Source organism: Roseofilum halophilum BLCC-M91 (assembly GCF_030068445.1).
Classification (GTDB): Bacteria; Cyanobacteriota; Cyanobacteriia; order Cyanobacteriales; family Desertifilaceae; genus Roseofilum; species Roseofilum halophilum.
The window spans coordinates 15,665-37,491 of sequence record NZ_JAQPOK010000122.1 but is presented as its reverse complement, the minus strand read 5'-3'; the positions used below and the strand labels follow the sequence as shown (position 1 = coordinate 37,491).

14 protein-coding genes are annotated in these 21,827 nt (G+C 44.1%); 4 read left to right on the top strand and 10 right to left on the bottom strand.

From position 1 onward, the window contains the following. Positions 1 to 32: 32 nt before the first annotated feature. Entirely contained in the window at positions 33 to 935 is a 903-nt protein-coding gene (gene hslO, locus PJF56_RS16320) for an Hsp33 family molecular chaperone HslO (RefSeq protein ID WP_283763755.1), read from the bottom strand. Positions 936 to 1,052: 117 nt separating this feature from the next. Between hslO and PJF56_RS16315 the strand changes: the two genes are divergently transcribed. Both PJF56_RS16315 and PJF56_RS16310 read left to right on the top strand, forming a co-directional pair. Beyond that, the gene (locus PJF56_RS16315) at positions 1,053 to 1,442 is read left to right on the top strand and encodes a hypothetical protein (protein WP_283763754.1); all 390 of its coding nucleotides are present in this window, start codon (positions 1,053 to 1,055) and stop codon (positions 1,440 to 1,442) included. Positions 1,443 to 1,555: 113 nt separating this feature from the next. After that, entirely contained in the window at positions 1,556 to 2,794 is a 1,239-nt protein-coding gene (locus PJF56_RS16310) for a molybdopterin molybdotransferase MoeA (protein WP_283763753.1), read from the top strand. Here the strand turns inward: PJF56_RS16310 and PJF56_RS16305 are convergent. Next, complete coding sequence (locus PJF56_RS16305) at positions 2,791 to 4,734, bottom strand: C1 family peptidase (RefSeq protein WP_283763752.1); 1,944 nt, start codon at positions 4,732 to 4,734, stop codon at positions 2,791 to 2,793. The genes PJF56_RS16310 and PJF56_RS16305 overlap by 4 nt on opposite strands. 185 nt (positions 4,735 to 4,919) lie before the next feature. Here PJF56_RS16305 and PJF56_RS16300 point away from each other — a divergent pair, with 185 nt between their 5' ends. Further along, complete coding sequence (locus PJF56_RS16300) at positions 4,920 to 6,758, top strand: sensor histidine kinase (protein WP_283763751.1); 1,839 nt, start codon at positions 4,920 to 4,922, stop codon at positions 6,756 to 6,758. A gap of 191 nt (positions 6,759 to 6,949) precedes the next feature. Here PJF56_RS16300 and rlmD read toward each other — a convergent pair whose 3' ends face one another. Further along, positions 6,950 to 8,320, bottom strand: a complete 1,371-nt coding sequence (gene rlmD, locus PJF56_RS16295; RefSeq protein ID WP_283763750.1) for a 23S rRNA (uracil(1939)-C(5))-methyltransferase RlmD — start codon at positions 8,318 to 8,320, stop codon at positions 6,950 to 6,952. A 91-nt stretch (positions 8,321 to 8,411) separates the two neighbouring features. Here rlmD and apcD point away from each other — a divergent pair, with 91 nt between their 5' ends. Next, the gene (gene apcD / locus PJF56_RS16290) at positions 8,412 to 8,897 is read left to right on the top strand and encodes an allophycocyanin subunit alpha-B (RefSeq protein ID WP_283763749.1); all 486 of its coding nucleotides are present in this window, start codon (positions 8,412 to 8,414) and stop codon (positions 8,895 to 8,897) included. 95 nt (positions 8,898 to 8,992) lie between these two features. On the opposite strand, the gene PJF56_RS16285 is transcribed toward apcD, so the two are convergent. The 7 genes from PJF56_RS16285 to PJF56_RS16255 form a co-directional block, all read right to left on the bottom strand. Next, positions 8,993 to 9,619 (bottom strand): hypothetical protein, encoded by a 627-nt coding sequence (locus PJF56_RS16285; protein WP_283763748.1) that lies wholly within the window; start codon positions 9,617 to 9,619, stop codon positions 8,993 to 8,995. A gap of 14 nt (positions 9,620 to 9,633) precedes the next feature. Beyond that, the gene (locus tag PJF56_RS16280) at positions 9,634 to 12,669 is read right to left on the bottom strand and encodes a sigma-70 RNA polymerase sigma factor region 4 domain-containing protein (RefSeq protein WP_283763747.1); all 3,036 of its coding nucleotides are present in this window, start codon (positions 12,667 to 12,669) and stop codon (positions 9,634 to 9,636) included. Positions 12,670 to 12,746: 77 nt separating this feature from the next. Beyond that, positions 12,747 to 13,823, bottom strand: a complete 1,077-nt coding sequence (locus PJF56_RS16275; protein WP_283763746.1) for a TRAFAC clade GTPase domain-containing protein — start codon at positions 13,821 to 13,823, stop codon at positions 12,747 to 12,749. Between the two features lie 63 nt (positions 13,824 to 13,886). Continuing rightward, a complete protein-coding gene (locus PJF56_RS16270; RefSeq protein WP_283763745.1) occupies positions 13,887 to 16,235 on the bottom strand; it encodes a dynamin family protein in 2,349 nt (782 codons plus the stop codon). 98 nt (positions 16,236 to 16,333) lie between these two features. Next, positions 16,334 to 17,686 carry a C1 family peptidase gene (locus PJF56_RS16265; RefSeq protein WP_283763744.1) on the bottom strand — a complete coding sequence of 451 codons (1,353 nt, stop codon included), beginning with the start codon at positions 17,684 to 17,686 and terminating at the stop codon, positions 16,334 to 16,336. 483 nt (positions 17,687 to 18,169) lie between these two features. Further along, positions 18,170 to 20,467: a VWD domain-containing protein gene (locus tag PJF56_RS16260; RefSeq protein ID WP_283763743.1), complete on the bottom strand. Its 2,298-nt coding sequence runs from the start codon at positions 20,465 to 20,467 to the stop codon at positions 18,170 to 18,172. Between the two features lie 136 nt (positions 20,468 to 20,603). Beyond that, positions 20,604 to 21,572, bottom strand: coding sequence for a DUF4344 domain-containing metallopeptidase (locus tag PJF56_RS16255; RefSeq protein ID WP_283763742.1), 969 nt, complete (start codon positions 21,570 to 21,572; stop codon positions 20,604 to 20,606). Positions 21,573 to 21,827 lie beyond the last annotated feature (255 nt).

The following is a 21,827-nucleotide window of genomic DNA, read 5'->3' as shown; positions in this document are numbered from 1 at the left end:
ATCGATCCTGAATATAAATTCGGGTTAGCTGCTTAAGAACCCGTATTGGTTTTTAAATCTTCAATCAGTTCTGCCAATTGATCCGAGTTCACCTGATAGATTTCCTGACAAAATTCACAAGTGGCTTCTGCACCCTCATCGTTTTCAATCATATCTTGCAATTCCGTCTGTCCCAGCAATTTTAAAGCCCCTAACACTCGATTCACGGAACAGGGACAAGAAAATTGCACCATCTGAGTTTCTGGGAAAATATGCAGATCGAAATCCCCTAAGAGATCCTGAAAAATTTCCGGCAGCGTTTTATTAGCCCGGAGCAGGGGCGTAAACCCGGATAACTGAGAAAAACGGGATTCTAAGGCACTCACCAAACTCTCATCTTCGGCTGCTTTCGGCAACACTTGCAGCAACAGCCCCCCAGCCGCTTGTACCCCATCGGCATCCACAAAGACCCCCAAAATCAGAGCCGAAGGGGTTTGTTCAGAGGTTGCCAAATAATGGGTTAAATCCTCACCAATTTCTCCAGAGACTAATTCTACTGTGGTGGAGTAGGGATAACCATAGCCCACATCCCGTACCACATATAAATAGCCTTCCTGGCCCACTGCGCCACCAACATCGAGTTTACCCTTGTCATTGGGCGGTAATTCCACATGGGGATGATGGACATAACCGCGCACTTTCCCATCTAAACCCGCATCGACTAAAATCGAACCCAATGGCCCATTACCATTCACTTTAATGGTCACCCGCGATCCCGGCCGTTTCATGCTCGAAGCCAGTAAGAGTCCGCCGGTCATCGTGCGTCCCAGGGCTGCTGTCGCCACATAGGACAGATTATGCCGTTTACGAGCCTCATCCGTGAGGCGGGTGGTAATGACTCCTACTGCTCGAATACCGCCATTGGCTGCTGTGGCCCGAATTAGCTGGTCTACCATAAAACCCCTTACATTTCTTTACACTTTCTTTATTCTAAACAGGGAAGTGAGCTTTACAAAACGACAAATCTCTCTGGCATACTGGAGAAGGGAACCCTTGCAATTGGGATAGATAGCATGTTTGGGACATTTCAATCGAGCCAGTTACGGATAGAAGTTGAGGCTTCTGAAGCTAAGATTCGCCAGAGTCTGTTGTATCCCGATCGCCTACGTCAGTGGTTATGGCCCCAAACTTTATCGGAGGGGTTACCCGAACAGTTGAGCGCAGGGGTCACCTTTACCAGTAAGGTGGGGCCGGTGGCGATCGCTCATCAGGTTGACTTGGCTGGCGATCGCCATTTACGCTTACTCCTGAGTCATGGCATTGACGGCTTCCATGAATGGATGTGGGGCGATGGATGGATACAGTCCCGACTCGAAGGAGTCACCCTACTACCGCTCAATTTGGGCCAAACCGTTAGTTTGCTCAGACTCAAACAATTTTTAACCCAACCCGATCGATCCTGATGTCTGCCAAGGATGTTTATCACAATACAGTCAAAGATCGTAGGGTGTGTTAGCGACAGCGTAACGCACCCTAGTGCCGTGACAACCCTAAAATGGTGACCCATTACCTAACCATGCTACCTGTTGCTGAAGCTGAACGTTTAATCCTCAATCAAATTCATCCCCTCAACCCCGAAACTGAGTCGCAAATGGTTACCCTGGATGAAGCTAGGGGGCGCGTACTTTCGAGTCCCGTAACCAGCAACTTGGATTTTCCCCATTGGGACAATTCGGCTATGGATGGCTACGCTGTCCGCTATCTGGATGTGCGCGAGTCTTCCCCAGAAAAGCCGGTGCTTTTAGATGTGGTGGGGGAAGTCCCCGCCGGAAAAGTACCGGCTTTTACCCTAGATCGCGGGCAAGCTGCCCGCATTTTTACCGGGGCGATGATTCCGGCTGGTGCAGATACCATCGTCATGCAAGAAAATACGAAACTAGAAGGGAAAAAAGTTTCGGTGTTGGCGGCTCCTAAATCCGGGGAATTTATCCGCAAACAGGGCAGTTTTTATCAAGCGGGTAATATTTTACTCCAGTCAGGAATACCGATTAATATGCCCGAAGTCGCTATTCTAGCGGCGGCTCAATGTAACCAAGTTTCCGTGTATCGTCGCCCCAGAGTGGCTGTTTTTGCGACAGGGAATGAATTGGTTGCTTGCGATCGCCCCTTAGCACCCGGTCAGATTGTAGATTCTAATCAATATGCGATCGCTGCCGGAATTGCCCAATTAGGCGGCATTCCCCATTGTTTTGGCATTATCCCCGATGACCCAGAAGCCACTCAAAAAGCCATTTCTGGAGCCTTATCCATAGTGGATGTAATTATTTCTTCTGGCGGCGTTTCTGTCGGGGAATATGATTATATTGACCGCATTTTGCAGGACTTAGGCGCAACTCTCCACGTCACCAAAGTGAAGATTAAACCCGGTAAACCCTTAACCTTTGCCACATTTCCCCAAAGCTCAATTCCCAGTTGTTCATATTATTTTGGTCTCCCTGGAAATCCCGTTTCGGCCCTAGTTTGTTTTTGGCGATTTGTCCAACCGGCGCTGAAAAAATTATCCGGTTATAGCAGTGGATGGCAACCGAAATTTATCTTAGCCCAAAATCGCTGTTTATTGCGCGGCGGCCCCAGAGAAACCTATGTTTGGGGCAACTTAACCTATACTCCCCAAGGCTGTGAGTTTGATTTAGCCCCCGGTTTACAAATTTCCGCCAATTTAATTAATGTAGCCGGAACCACCGGGTTTGCTGTCATTCCCGCAGGCAAAGATCGGATTCATCCAGGGGAATGGGTGCAAGTGCTGGCTATTTAATCGCTTTCTTGGCTCTCCTCTGGTTCCGGTTCCCTGAGAATACGGGCTAAGGTGGCTTTTAAGGTGGCTCGATCTTGGGCAAATCCTTGATGGGTACGAGCGCTACAATGGAATCGATCGCCTTGGGAACCGGTATTGGGGGCTAAAATCCAATCGACTTTCCCAGAGGCAATCGAGTCTTGCAGTTGTTCATCTTGGCGGATAAAGGTCTCCATTCCGGCGATCGCCGTTCCTTGAGCATGGGTAGGGGAGAAGGGAATGCGGGGTTTTTCTTCTAAGCTATGGGCAATCAAATAGAGCAGAGACCGATGATAAAGGTTCGCGCAGTGGTCGTTCTTTTCCGCATCATCGGTGAGGGTAAAGAGGGTAAATTTACCGATCTTGTCGTTGGCGATCGCCTGGCCATAGCTTTGATGAAAGGCCGATAGAGTAGATGCAGGGGCCCAGAGGGTACAGGAGGCGATCGCCTGACCATAGCCCACATCCCCCGCAAGCAGAGAACCGCCAATTAAGCCCTGTGTGGTTAACAGTTGTACCAAGGGTTCTAAGAGCAGACTGCCTACACTATGGCCGATGAGATGAATTTCTAGATTCGGCTCTTGTTTTTGCAATTGATTGATAAATTCCAAGGTTAAGCGAATCGCCCCATTGTAGACTTTTGCCGCTTGCAGGGCTTTCGTTTTCAGGATGCTCCATTGCAGACTGCCCTCTGGACGCACCAGGGGTTCTAGGGCATCATCGAGGCGATCGAGCATAAAGTCCTGATTCTCTTCTACTGTACCTTCCGGTCGGCGCTGTTTTAAGCAATTTTCCAGAATCTGGGTTAAGGTCGCCCCATACTCAGTATTCCAGAGGAAAGCGAGGGGATAAATTTCTTGATTGAGGAATATCTGCCGCAAGTCGGTGAGCGCTTCAACCACCTGGTCTTTGGACTGTAAGCCTCCTGGAGCAAAGAGACAGAGGCGTTTTTTCTGCCAAGATTTGGTAATGCGGGGAAAATCTTCGATTAACATCCGTTGGAGAGCTTCCGAGGAACTGGCATAGGTTCCATTGTCGCTTAATGCCCCATCTGCGCCAATACTGATGAGGTGGGGACGTAGGTCTTGATAGATATAGGCGCTGGTTTTTTGCAGACCACTGAGTTGTTTGGGTTGTCTGGGAATGGGGTTGTTGAGGATCACGGGAACGCCTAGACGCGCCACCCACACATCGGTTCCGTTGATCAGCCAATCATCATAGGTAATCAGGGCAAAGCCGTTTTTTCCCCAACTGTTGCCCCAGGAGTTTTGGAACCAAAAGCCCCGTTCATCATAGCCAACGAGGGCAAAAGCATGGCCGCCTCGGATGGTTTTTTTCAGGGGAATTACTCCATCTGATCCAATTTGTTCCCATCCTTCATGGACGAGGCCGGTGGCATAGAGGACACCGACTTCGGCGATCGCACTATGCATGGCTACCAAGTCTTTATGGTTGACCCGGTAATAGGCTCCTAGGGGGCGTTGGGCAGCATCCGAGGCTTGGGAGTCGTTTAGGTCTCGTTTCACTTTTCCGGAGCGATGAGTCCAGATGCGATCGCTACACACTCCGTGTTTATGCCAAGCTTTCATGGCTCCCCTGGCACTCGATCCTTCGTAGTCTTCGCCCGGCCATTCATCATAGCGCTTGGCCATGGCGTATAACATCCAGGGGCTAACTTGAGTCAAATTTTTTAAACCGTAGCGTTTCGTGAGTAAATAATGGGCAACCGTAGCCAAAGCAAACCCAGTACACGCTCCTTCCCGTCCTTGATCGAGGATGGGAATATTCCATTTCATGTATTCTTCCAAGTCGATGCGAGCCGGAACTTCCACGAGGGTGGCTTCGTAGAGTTTATCTCGAAAGTCTAGGGTATCGGGACGGGTGTCTAGGATGCGATCGACGGCTTTAAGAATACTATGCATAAGGGTTTACAGGTAGAGTCAGTCGTGTGGGTTATGGGTAACTGATTTAATTTTATGGGCAACTTCAGAGTTAACTAGGATTTATTTGCAAATCTAAACATTTTGTAAAACCGTAGCTACAATCACAATCAATGATTGCAAAATCCAATAGACTCTGTAAAGATATAATGTGGTCTAAAAAAACCATGCACAAGCACTCTCAGTTGCTAATAAATAACCTACAAAGAATATCAAAACACAGTGCGATCGCTGTATTTTGGATTGGGTGCATCGTGATTGTTGGCTGGTGTTTTGATATTGGCTTACTCAAAAGTGTGCTGCCGGGTTTAGTCACCATGAAAGCCAACACAGCATTTGGCTTTATTTTCAGTGGTCTTTCCCTGTGGGCATGGCATCAAACTCCAGGGAATACTAAAACTCGTCTGCTCGCCCAAGGTTCAGCAATATTAGTATTTCTTATTGGTTTCTTGACCCTGGTTCAATATGGGTGGAATGTAGATTTGGGGATCGATCAACTGGTCTTTCAAGAATCAGTCGATGCCGTAGCCACAGCCTCTCCAGGGCGGATGGCACTCAACAGCGCTTTTAACTTTTTGATTGTCGGCTCGGCTTTAATGGCTATTGTTTTTCCCCGTAAAAATTATCTCAGTTCTCAGATTTTAACCCTAGTAAGTTTTTTGATTGCTTATTTAGGATTACTGGGCTATCTTTACGGCAACGCCTACTTTTATAAATACGGTTCAGCATTTACGGCGATGGCTCTGCATACGGCGATCGCCTTTATTTTAAGTACCCTAAGTATCTTCCTCGCTAATCCCAAACGGAATTTAGTTTCATTAATCACAATGAACAATGCCGGAGGAATTTTAGCACAACGCCTGATTCTCGCTGCTGTCATCATTCCGCCATCGATCTGTTGGTTAATGCTGCTGGGATATCGTTACAAAATCTACACCGCCGAATTAGCCATTTGTTTATTAGGGATCGTCAACGTGATTGTATTTTCCAGCTTAATTGCCTGGAATGCCAGAGCATTAGGCAAAATCGATCGCAAACGTCATAATGCCGAAGCCTCATTAAAACAAGCCAACGAAGACTTAGAGCAACGAGTTCAAGAAAGAACCCAGAAACTCGAACAAACCCTATTTGAATTACGCAGCACCCAAACCCAATTGGTGCAAACAGAAAAAATGTCCAGTTTAGGACAGTTAGTGGCTGGAGTTGCCCATGAAATTAACAACCCCGTCAACTTCATCTACGGCAACCTCAATCATGCCCAAGAATATACCCAAGATGTCTTAAACTTGATTGAACTGTATCAGAAATACTATCCCCAAACAGAAGAAGAAATAGAAGCAGAGATCGAAGCCATTGATTTAGAATTCCTTAAAGACGATTTACCCCGTTTAATCGGCTCCATGAAAGTCGGTTCAGAGCGGATTAAAGAAATTGTTAAATCCCTGCGTACCTTCTCGCGCATGGATGAATCTCAACTCAAGGAAGTCGATATCCATGAAGGCTTAGATAGTACCTTAATGATTTTGCACAATCGCCTGAAAGCCAAACCCGAACATCCCGAAATTCAGATCATTAAAAACTATGGTGATATTCCCCTGGTACAATGCTATGCGGGACAGCTCAATCAAGTGTTTATGAACTTGATTGCCAATGCCATCGATGCGTTAGATGAATATAATCAAAATCGATCCTATGAAGAAATTCAGGACAATCCCAGTTATATTCGCCTTCAGACTTACCAAGACCAAAATACCGTGAAAATTGCGATCGAAGATAATGGATTAGGGATTCCTGAAGAATCAGCACTAAAGCTTTTTGATCCGTTTTTTACAACAAAACCGGTGGGTAAAGGCACAGGCTTAGGTTTGGCAATTAGCTATCAAATTGTGACGGAAAAACATCAGGGAGAACTCGCTTGTGTTTCCCAACCTGGAAAAGGGGCGACATTTGAAATAACTTTGCCTTTAGGAATTGGGTATAGCGAGCAAATGAGCTGTTCTTCATAGATCAATAGCTAATTCAATGGAGGCGGGTTTATGAACGTTATTAGTGGGTGTTGTAAAAGGTTTGTGAACCCGCCCCTACAGGTAATGAATAATAATATCAAATCCGGTTAATGGGTTAATTTAATATTAAGGAGTGGGAGCATCTCGCTCCCTAGGGTTTTAATAATGATATTCAAGCGGACTTGATATCATTATTCATTGTTTATTAAAAAGGCAACTGCCTCCACATGAGCCGTTTGGGGGAAAAAATCCACGGGTTGGACTCGTGTCAGACGATAGGTTCCATCCTCACAGAGAATTTGAAGATCTCGCGCCAGAGTTGCCGGTTTACAACTGACATAAACCAGACGATTTGGACGGCGTTTTAACAACTCTTGCAGCACTTCCGGTTTGCATCCTTGACGGGGCGGGTCGAGTAAGACAATATCAGGTTTATCGTCTAATTGGGGTAAAATGTCCTCCACTTTGCCCACCTGAAAAGTTACATTCTCGATATCGTTTAACTGGGCATTTTCTCTCGCTTGTTTAATGGCTTCGGCTTGGACTTCTATTCCCATCACCTGTTGCACTTGACGGGCAAGCGGTAAAGTTAGCGTACCCATGCCACAATAGGCATCAATCACCCGTTCTGTACCTTGTAAGTCCAGATGCTCCATCATCACCTCTAGCAACATTTCTGCGGCTTCAGTATTCACCTGAAAAAAGGTATCCGCTCCCAAATGGAAGGTTAAACCAGCAAATTGCTCGCGGACATAGGGTTTGCCGACAATGGAGAGGGTTTGCTTACCAAAAATGCGATTGGTTTTATCCGGGTTAACATTCAGACAAACCCCAACGACCCCCGGATATTGGTTTAACCAGTTCTGGCTATGGGTCGCTAAACTCGGTAACCGGCGCTTCGTGGCCACTAGAGTGATTAAAATTTCTCCCGTGCGTTGACCAATACGCAAACATAAATGGCGCAGGAGTCCCTTGTGTGTCTGCTCATCATAGGCTGACCACTCGGCTAGATCAAACTCTTCTTTGAGGTGAGCGAGAAGGGGGTTTAAGCGCTCATCCTGGACAGGACATTGGTTAAGGTTAATCAGTTTATGGGTTCCTTTTTGGTAATATCCGGCTTTGAAGATGCCAATATCCGAGAGTTCTAGGGGGTAGGAGACCTTGTTCCGATAGCCGAAGGACTGGGGAGAGCCGATAATGGCAGAAACGGGAGGATCGGCAAATTTGCCAATCCGAGTTAAGGCTTCTGTAACGAGGGTTTGTTTGGCCTGTTGTTGATAGTCGTAGCGAACATGCTGCCATTGGCATCCCCCGCATTTATCCGCCACAATGCAAGCCGGACGAATGCCATGGGGGGAGGGTTTGAGGAGTTCTTCGATCGCTCCTTTGGCAAATTGGGGCTTAACATAGAGTAACCGAACCCGGAGGCGATCGCCCGGAACCGTATTCGGCACAAACACCACCCGGTTATCCACCCGTCCCACTCCATCCCCCGTATCGCTTAAGGAAGCGATCTCGATTTCCACCACATCACCTTGTTTCCAGTTCGATTCTGTTTTCATGTTGTTAAGTCTCTCTTCCCTTGTGTCCCACCCAATAGTTAAACTAACAGGATATTGATATTCCGTTTAGGATAGGGACTCAAACATAATCATGAGCGTCGTTACTCAAATCATTCTCAATGCAGACGAAGAGCTGCGCTATCCGAGCGCAGGGGAACTGCAAAATATTGAAGCCTTCTTAACCACCGGAGAAAAGCGCACTCGCATTGCCTCCACTCTCACGGAAAATGAAAAGAAGATCGTAGACAAGGCCACCCAAGAGCTGTGGCGCAGACGACCCGATTTCATTGCTCCTGGAGGAAATGCCTCTGGTACACGGGAACGGAACCAGTGTATCCGTGATTATGGCTGGTATCTACGTCTGGTGACCTATGGAGTTCTCGATGGTAGCACCGAGACCGTTGACCAGATTGGTGTGTTAGGAGCGCGGGAAATGTACAATTCCCTCGGCGTACCCCTAGCAGGCATGGCAGAAGCCATGCGTTGCTTAAAGCAAGCGTCTTTAGCTCTGTTGAGTGTGGAAGATGCTCAGGAAGCGGCTCCTTATTTTGATTTTCTGATTCAAGCCATGTCTTAATCGGATTAGCTCAATCCACCAACCCCTGTTTTCTCTCCAGGAGAAGGCGGGGGTTGGTTGTGCGGGAATGGCCTCAAGGGGTAACACAAGAGGGATTACCATAGAGGTTCGGGTGGCAATTTTTCTTTTATTTTGGGCAACTCTCCATCAATTCGTGTAATATCAGACGTGACATCTTCCATTTGTTGTTTCATTGAATTCAACTCGGCTTGAGTATTGGTCACTCTTGTTTCTAATCGCTGCGATCGCGCTGTAAATGCGCTCAAATCTTTTTGGGTATCAGCCAGTAATTTCTCTAATGCCTCTGATTTAGCTTCAGCTTCATTCCAATTGGCAGTAGCCTGTCTTAAATCGTTCTTCGTTTTTTCCAGTTCAACCTCAATTGACTCCCATGTAACTTGAGCCTCATCCAGGGATTTTTGTAATTCAGGAATTTGATTAACTAGATTATGTGCTTGAGAAACTTTCCTCGCTGCGTACCAAATAGCCCCAATAACTAGAAATACAGCGACTATAGCAGCTACACCAGCAGAAGATATTAGTATTCTTTGCCCAATAGCAATCTGATTTTCTTCACGAACATCATCGTATGTTCGTGAACAGTATTTGCACTTAAATTGATGGTTTATAACTTCTGAATGTGGATTGTTGGTAACACCAGTGCATTTCCACTTAAGTGTCGGGGAGTCAGGCTTAGGAGAGTTAGGAGGTTGTACAGTCATTTGATTGAGTCTTCTTAAAATGTGGAATCGACTATAAAAGCAATAATGGGTTGAATTAACAAGTCCGGTATCCAACTAAACGTTGCTTTGAACATCCAGCCAGCTTCTTCAACTAGCGAATGGGTTTTCAATACTTTTAGGTAATTAAAAAAATCGGTTATAGAGAGGTTCTGCACATATGTTTGAGTTGCCGTAAAAAATGCGACTTTGTAAAGCTGTTTTTCGACGGCTTTATCTCTCCACCACTTGAGCAAAATCAGAGCGCAATTTGGCAATATATACTGGTTAAAAACATCGACAGAAAATTTTTCCACATCAGGTCTTTCACTATCGTTCAATTGTAGTTGAAGTAATAATCCTATTAACTGTTGCTCTTCAGCCGGATTAATGACTTTAGCTTCACGATATAGGTAAGGGCTAATTAAGTTAGCATTGCACGCTGAAGGTTGAACCGCTTTGAGAATCTCTTTCTGTTCATCTAATTCTAAACCCCATCCCGCACAGTCATGAAGCAACCCACGTGTTTGTTCTGGATGATTGTAGCGACTTACTATTGTCTTAGCATTCATCTGCAAAGTAATTTTCTGCTCAGGTGTCAAAGCAGTTTTCACTCCTAGCGGTAGTTCTAGATTGAGTTCAATTCCTGGTTCCCAACTCAGACGTTGTAGAATCAACCAATCCTGAGTTGTAAAGGTATTCGTTACGCTAGGGCTAGTGATTACATTCCTCAAGTCCTCATCAATTCTCTTTTGTCGTATCCAGGTTTGGCAAAGGTAATGCAATAAGTCACCCTTAATCCAGGAAAGACGTAAGGCATCTCGCAAACAGCGAGTCAACGTAGGAACATACTGTTGGGAACGATGAACAAGTTGATTGAATCCTTCAACCGTAAGACTTTGCCATGCAGAGGATGTAGCAATAAAATTTTTCCTAAGATTATCATTATCAGCGATTAGCGGGAGCCATTTTTGCATCACCGCAACAGGAAAAATATTTCCCACTAAGCTGTCTACAAATTCAGTCTGCTCTTTTTGGGTTTGATAAATAGCATGAGCCAAGTTTACCCAATTGTCACAGCTATAATCCTGCTGGAGACTATCGAAAATCGCCTTGAGTTCAGGCTGCTGTTGTTCAAACCAAGTATAGGTTTGACGCAGCTCATCGCGACTAAACATATTACGATACTTTTGGTTGTCTTTAATTACCTCAACCAACAGCAACTTTGCCTGTTCCCAGGAAAACGACCATTTTTTCAGAAATATTTTGTACCAATTATCCTTAGCGGCATTATCCATCTCTATTAAGTTGGCTATCTCTGGCAGATTTGCTAAACCTGCATTGCACTCTGCAAGTAGGGCCTCAAGCAAGTCTGCTACCGCTAGATTTTTAGAGTTAAGCTGTCGGTGCAAATTACTGTGTTTGAACTGTTCCACCTCAATATTCGGCAACAAAATTGCCAGCTTTAAGGTGAAACAGTTGTATAAATCTTTAAGAGAAATTTCACCTAACAGGGCAGTATCGAGTAGAGAAAAAGCCTCTGTCTCATCTGGAAAAAATTTATGAGTTGCCAGATTAGTAGCAAATCCCCATGCCTTTTGCCAACTCGATTTTGCTTTATGCGCTACCACTTTTTGACAAAGTTCGATTAATTTTCTTACAATTACAGTTGATGACGAACTAGAACTAGGGGGAGGTTTAGATATCCTTGATAGAGCATCAGGATCGTAACCCTCTGAATACATAGTCTGTGTAGATGGTTGATAGGGTTGAGATTTTAATGTGTAATTAATTATAGTATTTTCACCTTGGCGCATGGGACGATCTAATAATCGCTTTTCCCTCAGTAATATCTCTGCCAAGGTTAAATTATTATTGAGTTCATCTAACAGCCGGACTAATTGAATATTTTCAAGGCGACTCCAAATCTGTAACATTAGTGGGATTGCTTGAGCTTCTAACATTGCCTTTTTGCCTAACTCGATCCATGAAAATACAAGCCCCTGTTGATAATCTTCTTTGATGATCGGTGGGATAAATTCTTCCCACTTTTCGATAGTCAATCCAGAAATATATTTTGACAAAAATATATCTTGTTGTTCTTCAGGTAATGCGGGAATCAGGCGGACAATGATTTTGGGTTCAGCTAGGGACTCTAGTGTAATATCATCCTCAACTATTTCATCTAATTTTTGGATCAGTTGCTTAAGAGTATCTGGGGCTTTAGCTATATGATCGCGTATATAATCAACATAGCGATTCTCAAATATATCCTCATCAAACTGTCCCTGAAAGGTTTGAGTAGCACGGTTAAGCCAAATCATATTTTCAGGTAGCGATCGAGAAGAATGTTGATTCGTTTTAATAACCAGTTGTGCCCAACTACATTCCTGCTCTTTAAGAGTGCCAACAGCAACGGAGATTTGAGGGCGAATACTAGCAGGGAGTAGGAGCAATAGGCTATCCATCCAGTTCTGAGGAGCAATATCTGTTTGCTCATTGGTGAGCAGTAGCTGTTTACCATTGATGATTGCCGCTAATGCAGATAAAAGTAGAGTTTTTTGCTGATCAGTATATTGCAAACAGGTCTGAATTTTTCCAATTTCTTGCTCCTGAATTTCGGCTGATATTGGCTCTTCTAAGAGTGAAATCGATAAAGGTTCTAAATGAGCATTAAACTCTACCAGTAGAGGGATGGGTTGTTTCAATATCCAAACAAGTAGTCTAAATGTCCGGCCTTGTAGCGCTGATATGGATGCGATCGGGATAAAAACATAGCGGTGCTGATTAAATCCTCTAACTCCATTGACAGCAAACTGACCGCGATCGTCTACAGCAGTTTCAGCTTTGACTAATACCAGATTCTGATTGTGCAAAAAGATTCCAACTGCTTTCACCTCTCTCTCTGGTGGTGTCGATCCCCAAAAGCGATGGGTTCTCTCGGCCATCGTGTTTAAGTCAGCTTCATTAGTCAAATCAGGACTGCGAGCAACAAGCTGATACTCAGAACTTCTGCTGCCAACAAATTTTCCGTAAATAAACTGTGAGTACATAGGTCAACAGGTTTTTTGTAATGTGGATGCGATCTGTTTTTAAATGCTCCAGCCATCAGCGATCGCTTGTATTTAGCTTATAGCCGAGATGGTGGTTTTTTTTGAATGCTTTGAATTAACCACTGAATGGGTTCGATCACATTAATGGGTTCATGTTCCACCTCTGTATTAATAGTCGGGACAGGTATCTGAGGTGGTTCTGCATTCCTTGATGTCTTATTTAAATCTGCCCAGTCGTCATCAGGAGGGTTAGGTCTTCCAAATGGAGCATCAGGATCGTAACCCTGTTGATAGGGTTGAGGAGCTTGAGGTTTTGATGTGCTTGAGCTATCTGGGATGTCTGGATAAATTACAGCTTCTTTCCAATGGCCATCTTTATCTTGACAAAGACCGATAGATGCTACAGAAAAGAATTCATAGCGACCTGGAAGACAATAGTTAGTTCTTAGTCTTCTAAATAATTTCCCACCCATGACTTCTTTGGCTAAATCTGCTGATTTCTTTCCTTGAGTCCATATCTCTTTTTTGGCGCACTTTGTTACACAGAATACCATATACTGTTGTAATTTGGTGTCTGTGCCCTGTTGTCTAGATCGCCTTTGAAACTCTCGAAATAATCTTAATACCAAAGTCTTGTAGGACTCACCGTCTTCTTTACTGCGGATTGGATCGAGTAAGAAAATAATGCCATCACAACTGCGTAAATAGTCTACGATATCTCCTAATGTCTCCTGATTTTCTTGGCCTTCAACTATCTGGACTTTTTGATCTGTATTGCCACGGAAGTCTTCGTAAAACTTGCCAGGAGCGTCAATAAAGTTTAGTTCGATAGACCTTGTTCCTCCTTCGGGTCTTAGGATATAAGTAAAAATATCTAGCTGCTTCCCTTTTGCTATTTCGGTGGGAGGTGGGAAGTTTCCACCATCAATTGTACTGATGTGTTCATTTATAAACTCATCAGCGCGATCGTCCCCTGCCTCAACTCTCAATTCTTCTGAATCCTCTAGGGCATCGTAAAGCATTGCCAAATAAGTTGTCTTTCCAGAGCCAACAGTTCCCCAAAGCCCTATGCGTATATCAGTTGGTGAAGTTTGTCGATCTAACCATTGTTTTAAACTGGTTCGTAATTGCGAGAATGGGTTGTTAGTATTCATAAAATATCCTGAGTGAATTATTGTCAAAAATTAACTGTGCCCTTTTGGGAAGGGCTGAGTTGATTAGGATTTGATCGTTTCGAGGATAGCCAGTTTTTGTTGGATTAACTCAAGACGTTTCCAGTTAGGATCGTCGCTGAGACTTTCGTTGATTGCTGCGTTCAAAATCGGATCGTTTGAATAACGGATTTTGTGAAACATCTGTTTAATGTAGTCTAGTAACGAATCTTCGATCACAATCATTTCATATCGATAGACATTCAAAAGGCCTACAATGCAATATGGAGACACAAATTTTTCATATATTTTTCGGATTTCTGTAATAAATGCAGTGAAATTTTGACTACTTACTTCTGGCTGACGTGGGATTTGAGCAAGACGATCGAAAAGCTGCTTTTTCTCAGGGTGACCGTTAGCATCCATAGCTGTAAAATAAAGCGCGGGATCGGTCATTTGAGTTATGGCAATACGACGGGCTATTTCAGGTAGGTTGCGGTGCATGTTTTCGTCTATTTTTTCTTGGATTGTTGAGTGGAGTAGAGAAACGTCTACATAGTTGTAGCAACCGCGAGCAATTTTTTCAGCTATCTGGGAAGTTGCGATCTGATCGGTGTACGCTCGAACCAACTTCTTGGCCATATCTGGAACTTCATGAGTTAGTTCATACCAAAGGTTAATTTGAGTTTCAGTCAGTATACATTCGTAACCGAGTTTGGCAATGTTTTGACGACCAAGACGGTCTTCTACATCGAGAAAACTGGTTTTCCACAGTTCAGGCATCTTCTCTTGAATGGCCCGATCGCAGCGATCGCAGATCGACTGAGCTATTTTTGCCAGTTGACTGCGTAAATTCTCCAATCGACTCTCTTGACTTTCTCGGATTTGCTTAACTAATCTCTCCTGCTCTTTTTGCCTTTTTTTGATGATTTCTTCTCGTTTTTCCGTTAAGTATGATGTGCCTCTACGATCCCGAATTTGACTGTCTTTTTTGAAACTGTCAATCAGCCATTCAATGATACTATCAACAGCAGATTTACCATCGCGAATTTGTCCCTCAATGCGATGCTCGCGGGCAAATTTAGTCAATTCTTCTGCCAACTTGGGAACTTGGCTGGCTTCTAGGACTTCGCGATCGCCTCTTCCCTGAACCCCCAGCTTGAGTTTAACTGACTCATAGGTTTGAATATCCTTGATAGGTTCTCCATTCAGTTGCTTCTGAGCAGCATATGCTGCCCAAGCAGAAGTCAAAAAGTAAGGATACTCGCCACCGCGATCGCTAAAATATCTAGCATAATTGGGCACAAGCAAATCCATCAAATCCTGCATATCCCTTGGCAGGTTATCTGGTGTCCGTCTGTCATCGACCATAATGCTATCTCTAGCGTTCAAGACCAAGAAGATGCGATCGCCCGATTCACTACTACCCTCAAGACTGATATATTTGCGTACCCGATTCAGCAGATAAGCATCTCCTCGACCGAGGATGCGTGGGGGACGCAAAATAAAGACAACGGCATCAGCATCTTTAATCCCCTCACTGATGATAATGTCATGGAGAGGAGTACCATCAAGTCCAGGCAGATCGACCAAGCAGACATTTCCAGGAAGGTGCAGTGTGGCCAATCCATTGAGGTTGCTGTGAGGCTTAATATGATAAGTGACAGATTTTACTAAACCAATGCGGCGTTGAGGATTATTCTCGCTATTGAGCTGGCTATTCTCATCAATTAAATTCATCAGTTCTTGCACATCGGTTGAGTTAGATAGAAAAAACTCTGTACGAAGACTATGATTGCCATTATTGGCGGACTGAATAACGATATCAGCCAGCGTATTTCGTAATTCTTCAAATTCTCGGCGTTCCCGTTCCGTCAATGAATTCTGAGGTTGTAATTGACGAAGAGCCGTGGCAAAACCTGCATCTAAATTACCAGTGAGTCCGGAAGCATCAAGCTGATAACGTTCAACAAAATCCTTAATGAGTTCCCGGATATTTGACTCCTTTCGATAACTGACATCGGCTTTCTCAATGCCTCTTTGGGATACATCTAGAAAAATTTCCAGAGCAGCTCCAGTTGCCGGTTTGCCAATATCTTTCATCAACACCAAAGATCTTCCCAGCAAAGCATTCAATAGCGTACTTTTGCCTGCACCAGTGAGACCAATCATCGCAATTCGATAGGGTCGCTGATAATCGAGGGCTTTGATTGCACGAGCGAATTCGTTGATGGGGAAACCGGATTTATCTTTCCATCTTTCTAGATCCTCTGGATATTGTGAAAAATATTTCTCAAGCTCTTGCAGTCGCTGAAATTGATGGGCAAAACGTTTGATCTGATCCTCAGTAGCATCAGGCAAATATCCTTTAATGGTGTCATGTAAATTATCTAAAGGGGATGATGAGGTAACCATGTGATGGACTCCTAAATACTCAATTGAAAAGGGATGGACAAATTGGATATGAATTCACGCTGTACTGAGTGAGAACAGCTCTAGATTTCCGGCTGGACTTACCATAACCATCCTGGAGATGGTTCGTTAGAGGGAGGAGCGGGTTGCTGCGCTGGAGGGGGTGAAACGGGAGCAGGTTGAACGGGAGGTGGAGCAACTGGAGCTGAAGAACCTTTTAACCAAGGGGGAGGAACTGCTGCTCTACCCCGACAATTGCCGTTGTTACAAGATTGGAGTTCGGGTAGTCTAGGAATAGCGGCACTCGCTCCAATTTGACTACAGCCATACTTGATGCGGAAATAGCCGTTTTCTCCCCAATCATCGCCCCAAGAATTACGAGCAATCCAGTAACCTCCTGCATCATCCCAACCAATGAGGTTAACAGCATGATCGGGTTTGGAAGTTGAGCAAGCATTAAAGACTCCACCTTGATACGCTTGAAAGGCTTCATTGGTTGCCATTCCTACCCAAACACTGCCGGAAGTATAAATCCCTTGTTTAATTTTGGTGATATTCGGTTGACTTCCTGGATTGTCTCTGAGGCTAAGGATAAAGTCAAAGGCTCTAATATTGTAAATATTTCCAGACCTTGGTGGACTTAATCTTCGACAGGGAGTTTTTTCTTCTTCATAAGGATAAACTTGTTCAGTGACTACCCCAGATTGATAGCGATAATGGGAGTCATCTTCAGTGACAAATCCACCCTCACAACTATAGCCTTGAGGATTACAAGAGAGCAGTTGTTGTTCGCTCAGATTCAAGCTATTACTGGGGTATTGGTAGCGGGAACTGTAGGCGATTTCGTGAGAACTGATGCCTGCAAATGCCCAACAACTTCCGCAACCTCCTTGGTGTCTAACCCTAGGAACAACATTCCATTCACGAGCATCAAAACGGCTGGGTAATTGATTTTGATTGGGATTGGGTTGAGGTCTCGGTTGAGGAGCAGGAGGTGTAGGAGCGGGTGGCGCAGGTGTGGGATTATTTTGCGAGGCTTGTTGAATTAATAGGGCTAAAATTCTGGCAATGTCGATGATTATGGGACTAAAATTATCGGGAATTCGAGTACCAGCCAGCACTTCGAGAAGAATTCTAAAGGCTAAACTATCACCCAGATTAAATGTCCAACCTTCACGCTGTCCCTGTTGTCGCAGTGCTGCTAATTCTGCTGCTGCTTGTTCATCAGATTTTCGGAAATTTTGTTTATCGATATTTTGCGGTTGTGGTTGAATAGGAGTGCCCGATCTTTGGACTAACTTGAATTGTGAAGAACGTCCTCTACAACGCCCAGCACCATTGCTGTAAGTTGCAGTTCCAGAAAATTGACCTTGTTGATTTAAGGAACCATTCAAGACTACAATCTCTCCATCTAAAGGAGATGTAATTGTTAACTGTACATTAGTACCGCTCATTACACCATTAACTACAGCAACAGTTCTTGGTCTATTATTTTCTGTTCGTTGGGTTTGTCCACTAAAAGAAGAACCATTCAAAACCATCTCGATTTGCACCATGTTACTGGATTTGCATGTCCTATTTGACCATTCAAAACCAGGAAATTCTAGAATCCAAATTGATTTTTGAGATTGTTTATATGCTGTTAAAGACAATTGAGGTATTGGTTCAAGTGCTATAACTTTCTGACTATCTAGCCAGAGACAGAGATTGGTGTTTATTCCCAGAATTCCGCACAGATAAATTGCTACAAACTTCTTAAATAGAGCTGAAGTGATAACGAGTAGGATAGAACTGAAGACGGTAATGATTATAAATTTAATCCAACGCATAATTTACCTCGCGATTCGCATTCAATAAAGTTGAGAGGTTTGTAAGTTAGTTTGAACGCAGTCAAACCCAACTCAACCCAGAGCGGAGTTAAGTTGGGTTGAGCGCGATTAAAACGGTAAACCGGGAATCGGAATCGGTAATCTCGGTCGGGGAATGGGCACGCCACCAGGGACAATATCATTGAGTTGGTCGATGATATTTAAGGCGCTGGCGGCAGCTTGAGCAAAGCTTCGGTCGCCCGTAAAGCCAACATCGAAGATACAGCCTTCCAATAAGTCCGGTTCAACTCCTGCTTCTAAACAGGTTTGTTCGGCTTCTCGGATTTGTTGGGCCGAGAGCATATCCATGGTTTTATAGCGTCTGGGGAAGCTCTTATCGGTGAAGGTTTCCGTGGTTTGACCGGGGGCATAATCAAAGAGGGATTCGCTTTGACTAATGCGCCAGCTATTGCCAAAGTTTTTATAGAGTTGATTGAAGACTGCATTTTCAATGCGACGAACAGGAATAGCACCGGGAATGGGAACGATTCGAGTGACCACATCTCGCACTTGTCCGTAACTGGATTTGGAGGGAAGCACATTACCGCTTCGGGTTCGTAAGTCGTCACCAGGATTGCCGTTTAAGTTGCCTAAGAGTCCGGTAAATTGACCGGGAGGCGAACTGAGAACATGGGGAGTGACGTTCATATATTCAGAACCGGACATTTGAATGAAGCGGATGGCGACTTCTTCTCCAGAGGGCCATTTGACGAGATAATTTCGACCTCCCTGTTTATAAATTGCGCCTCCACCGGGTAAGGAGAGGGAGTTACCGGAGATTCTGGTGGGCCTACCGTTGACGCGCAGGGGGGTACTGGTATCCGAGTCTGGGAAGAATTTACTATAAAATGCGATGCGATCGCGCCCTATCTTCATTGCTGCTCCCGTATTCAGAGACACATCGCGTCCCGGTATCGCTCCCTGACGGGTTTGCACCTCAAAGTCTCCCCCCACAGATTTAGCTAAGATAAATTCTCCCACCGTTTGGAAGCTATATCGGAACCCATCAAAGGTAACCAAATGAGGATCTCCATAACTGGAACCTTTGAGTAGATTTCCAAAGCGTTCCAACCCCTGTGCAATATTCTCTCCTATCCGCTTGCAAGTATCGGGGTTCGCAAGACAGAATTCATAGGCAGTCAATGCTAAATCTAGGATCAGTAGAGGAATCGCTAATTTCCCAGCTACTCTTAATCCTAATCTAGCTCCTTTCAAGGCGACTCTTAAAACTCTACTTCCCCGTAAAGCAGACCCAACTGAACGAGATGAAATTGACGGTATTTTACCTCTAATACATTTGGAGTTGCTCTTGCAAAAAAAAGATTTACCAAAATCCGAAATTTTTCTTACTTTTGATCGCAACCAATTTTTAACGGAATTATTATCAACTGCTTCAACTCTATTTATGGCTTGAACTTTTTGACTGCCAGATGCAACATCAGTAGTACTCACAAATCTATCAAATCGATCTACATTTTTGGTATTTTTCGTGAAATTAGTTAAGTTAGGATTTTGAGTGGTTGGCTTATTGTTAATATTATTTGATCCAGGATTACCTCCTGGAATAGGAAAATTTCCTGAACCTCCGATAGGATTAACCTTTAAAGATTTACCAAATTGTGAAGAAACAGGAACAATTCTTAACATTGTAAAATATAAATATTCCCCAGTACTTGTATCATTGAGTTCTCCCCACATTTGCTGTCCATCTAAACTATCAACAGTTTGCAGTGTTAAATCTTGGTAACGAGCAAAAGCTGATTGTTCGTGAGGAGTTCTGGTTTTAGGATAAAAATCATAATTTTGAACAATTCGATCGCATTCAGCATCACATATTTGTATCGAATATTCTAATTCTTCAGTTTCTCTATCTACAGCTTCATTAATTCTGATAGATGTGATAAGAACAGGTTCATTAGCTAATGGCTGATCGTAAATGGCATATAGCCAGATACCAGCTAAACTCTCTTCTTGAACTTGAGATTGAGGAGTATTAGGTATTTCCGGTTGAGGAATGGGTGAATTCGGTTGATTCACATCCGGATTCCTGAAAATATCAATACCTCCAGGAGCAGAGGGTGCGGGGGGAGGTGGAGAACTTCCTCCATCGTTGCGGAAAATATCAGTACCGCCAGATTGTGGGGGTGGTGCTTCACCATCATTGCGAAAAATATCAATGCCTTGAGCAAGATTATACGCTGGGGGTTGAATGGCAACTGCTCGGTTTTGTTCTGCCCAAAAACAGGCATTAGAGTTAAACCCTAGAATGCCACATAAAGCAACAGCAATACTTCGCTTTATCCAGGCGCTACCAAGGACTAAAACGAAACTGATTAAGGCAAACCACAAATATTTGATTAGACGCATAACTCACCTCGTAATTGATGGCTTTTTCTTGCTACTCTCTGGTTTAGGTTGGATTAGCAACAGCGTAACCCAACATTTTTGGTGTGGATTGTTGGGTTTCATTGCGTTCAACCCAACCTACGTTTTTTGGGGTTAATTACCATAACAAACCGGGATCGGGTTGATAAGAAGTTTGAGGTTGAGGCTGATTCCCTGCAACCACTGGATTATTGTTAATATGAGGAGCCAGCAGGCGGTTCCAACTGCTTAGTTTTTGAGTATATTCGCTTGGACATCTCTTGGCTCTGCTCTCTGGCAAAATGTTACGTTCTACTAAATGAGAATATTTGTCCGGGTTGCTACCATAGACTAAACAGAGTAAGCTGAAAAATCGCTGTTGATCTAGAGAATGTTCGCCCCAATAGGGTAGATTTCTGATGTTCTCATTTTTTTCTGCGGCAAGAAGGAAAGAAATGGCGGCTTGTAAAACAGTTTGTTCTGACTTAGCATTTCCTTGTTCTAAGAGTAAAATTGCAGCCATTTCATCTACCGCATCTTCTTCTCTTCCAGTAACGGGAATATCAAAAATATCGATAATAGCGTGTCCCATTTCATGAAGAACGACAAAAGAGGTGACGTTAAATGCCACATCTAGTAGTTCCTTAAGCGATGCATCTGGGTCATCTTCATGAAAACGCACAACAAAGGCATGTACCAGATCGATACACATGATAATTTGTCGTTTACTGGGACTATAGAAAGCATTGGCTTCTCCACATTCGCCAAAAATAACGGGGACATCAGCCGGTAAATTTAGATTTAAGTTATTTAAGTTATTTTGCATGTAATTCAGCGCCCCAGAATCTTGCAGCCTAATGTTCAGTTGCTGTAAATATTCCTTTTTGATTTGCACGTGAACAATTTTGAATCGCCCTCGTATGGGCCCTGTGGAAACTGGAGGATTGGATCTGGGAGCAGGAGGACGAGAGGGCGCTGAGGGAGAAACATTGGGGTTGCGGAACAGATCGTATTCGGCAGTAGCGGAAGATAGAGGAAGAAAAGATTCTCCAATTACTGCACAGATACTCATGGCTGCAATTAGGCTAAATTTAATCCAACGCATCATTATTTTGCCTCTGAATGGATTCAGTCGTTAGTTGGGTTTCACGTTGTTCAACCCAACCTACAGAAGGAAGGTTTACAGTATTTGGTTCTGATATTTAGTCCCTCTCGATCCCCCTAAATCCCCCTTAAAAAGGGGGACTTTTACTGCCCCCTTTTTTAAGGGGGGTTGGGGGGATCAAAATTTCCCTTGAAGGAGCGCAAAATGCTGTAAGAGGGGATAGGAAGATCAAAACGTAGTTCACCGATCGCCAAAAGT

What these genes read in the sequence shown, in the direction of transcription:
- hslO (WP_283763755.1), bottom strand. Translation starts at nt 935, where the DNA reads ATGGTAGACCAGCTAATTCGGGCCACAGCAGCCAATGGCGGTATTCGA.
- PJF56_RS16315 (WP_283763754.1), top strand. Translation starts at nt 1,053, where the DNA reads ATGTTTGGGACATTTCAATCGAGCCAGTTACGGATAGAAGTTGAGGCT.
- PJF56_RS16310 (WP_283763753.1), top strand. Translation starts at nt 1,556, where the DNA reads ATGCTACCTGTTGCTGAAGCTGAACGTTTAATCCTCAATCAAATTCAT.
- PJF56_RS16305 (WP_283763752.1), bottom strand. Translation starts at nt 4,734, where the DNA reads ATGCATAGTATTCTTAAAGCCGTCGATCGCATCCTAGACACCCGTCCC.
- PJF56_RS16300 (WP_283763751.1), top strand. Translation starts at nt 4,920, where the DNA reads ATGCACAAGCACTCTCAGTTGCTAATAAATAACCTACAAAGAATATCA.
- rlmD (WP_283763750.1), bottom strand. Translation starts at nt 8,320, where the DNA reads ATGAAAACAGAATCGAACTGGAAACAAGGTGATGTGGTGGAAATCGAG.
- apcD (WP_283763749.1), top strand. Translation starts at nt 8,412, where the DNA reads ATGAGCGTCGTTACTCAAATCATTCTCAATGCAGACGAAGAGCTGCGC.
- PJF56_RS16285 (WP_283763748.1), bottom strand. Translation starts at nt 9,619, where the DNA reads ATGACTGTACAACCTCCTAACTCTCCTAAGCCTGACTCCCCGACACTT.
- PJF56_RS16280 (WP_283763747.1), bottom strand. Translation starts at nt 12,669, where the DNA reads ATGTACTCACAGTTTATTTACGGAAAATTTGTTGGCAGCAGAAGTTCT.
- PJF56_RS16275 (WP_283763746.1), bottom strand. Translation starts at nt 13,823, where the DNA reads ATGAATACTAACAACCCATTCTCGCAATTACGAACCAGTTTAAAACAA.
- PJF56_RS16270 (WP_283763745.1), bottom strand. Translation starts at nt 16,235, where the DNA reads ATGGTTACCTCATCATCCCCTTTAGATAATTTACATGACACCATTAAA.
- PJF56_RS16265 (WP_283763744.1), bottom strand. Translation starts at nt 17,686, where the DNA reads ATGAGCGGTACTAATGTACAGTTAACAATTACATCTCCTTTAGATGGA.
- PJF56_RS16260 (WP_283763743.1), bottom strand. Translation starts at nt 20,467, where the DNA reads ATGCGTCTAATCAAATATTTGTGGTTTGCCTTAATCAGTTTCGTTTTA.
- PJF56_RS16255 (WP_283763742.1), bottom strand. Translation starts at nt 21,572, where the DNA reads ATGATGCGTTGGATTAAATTTAGCCTAATTGCAGCCATGAGTATCTGT.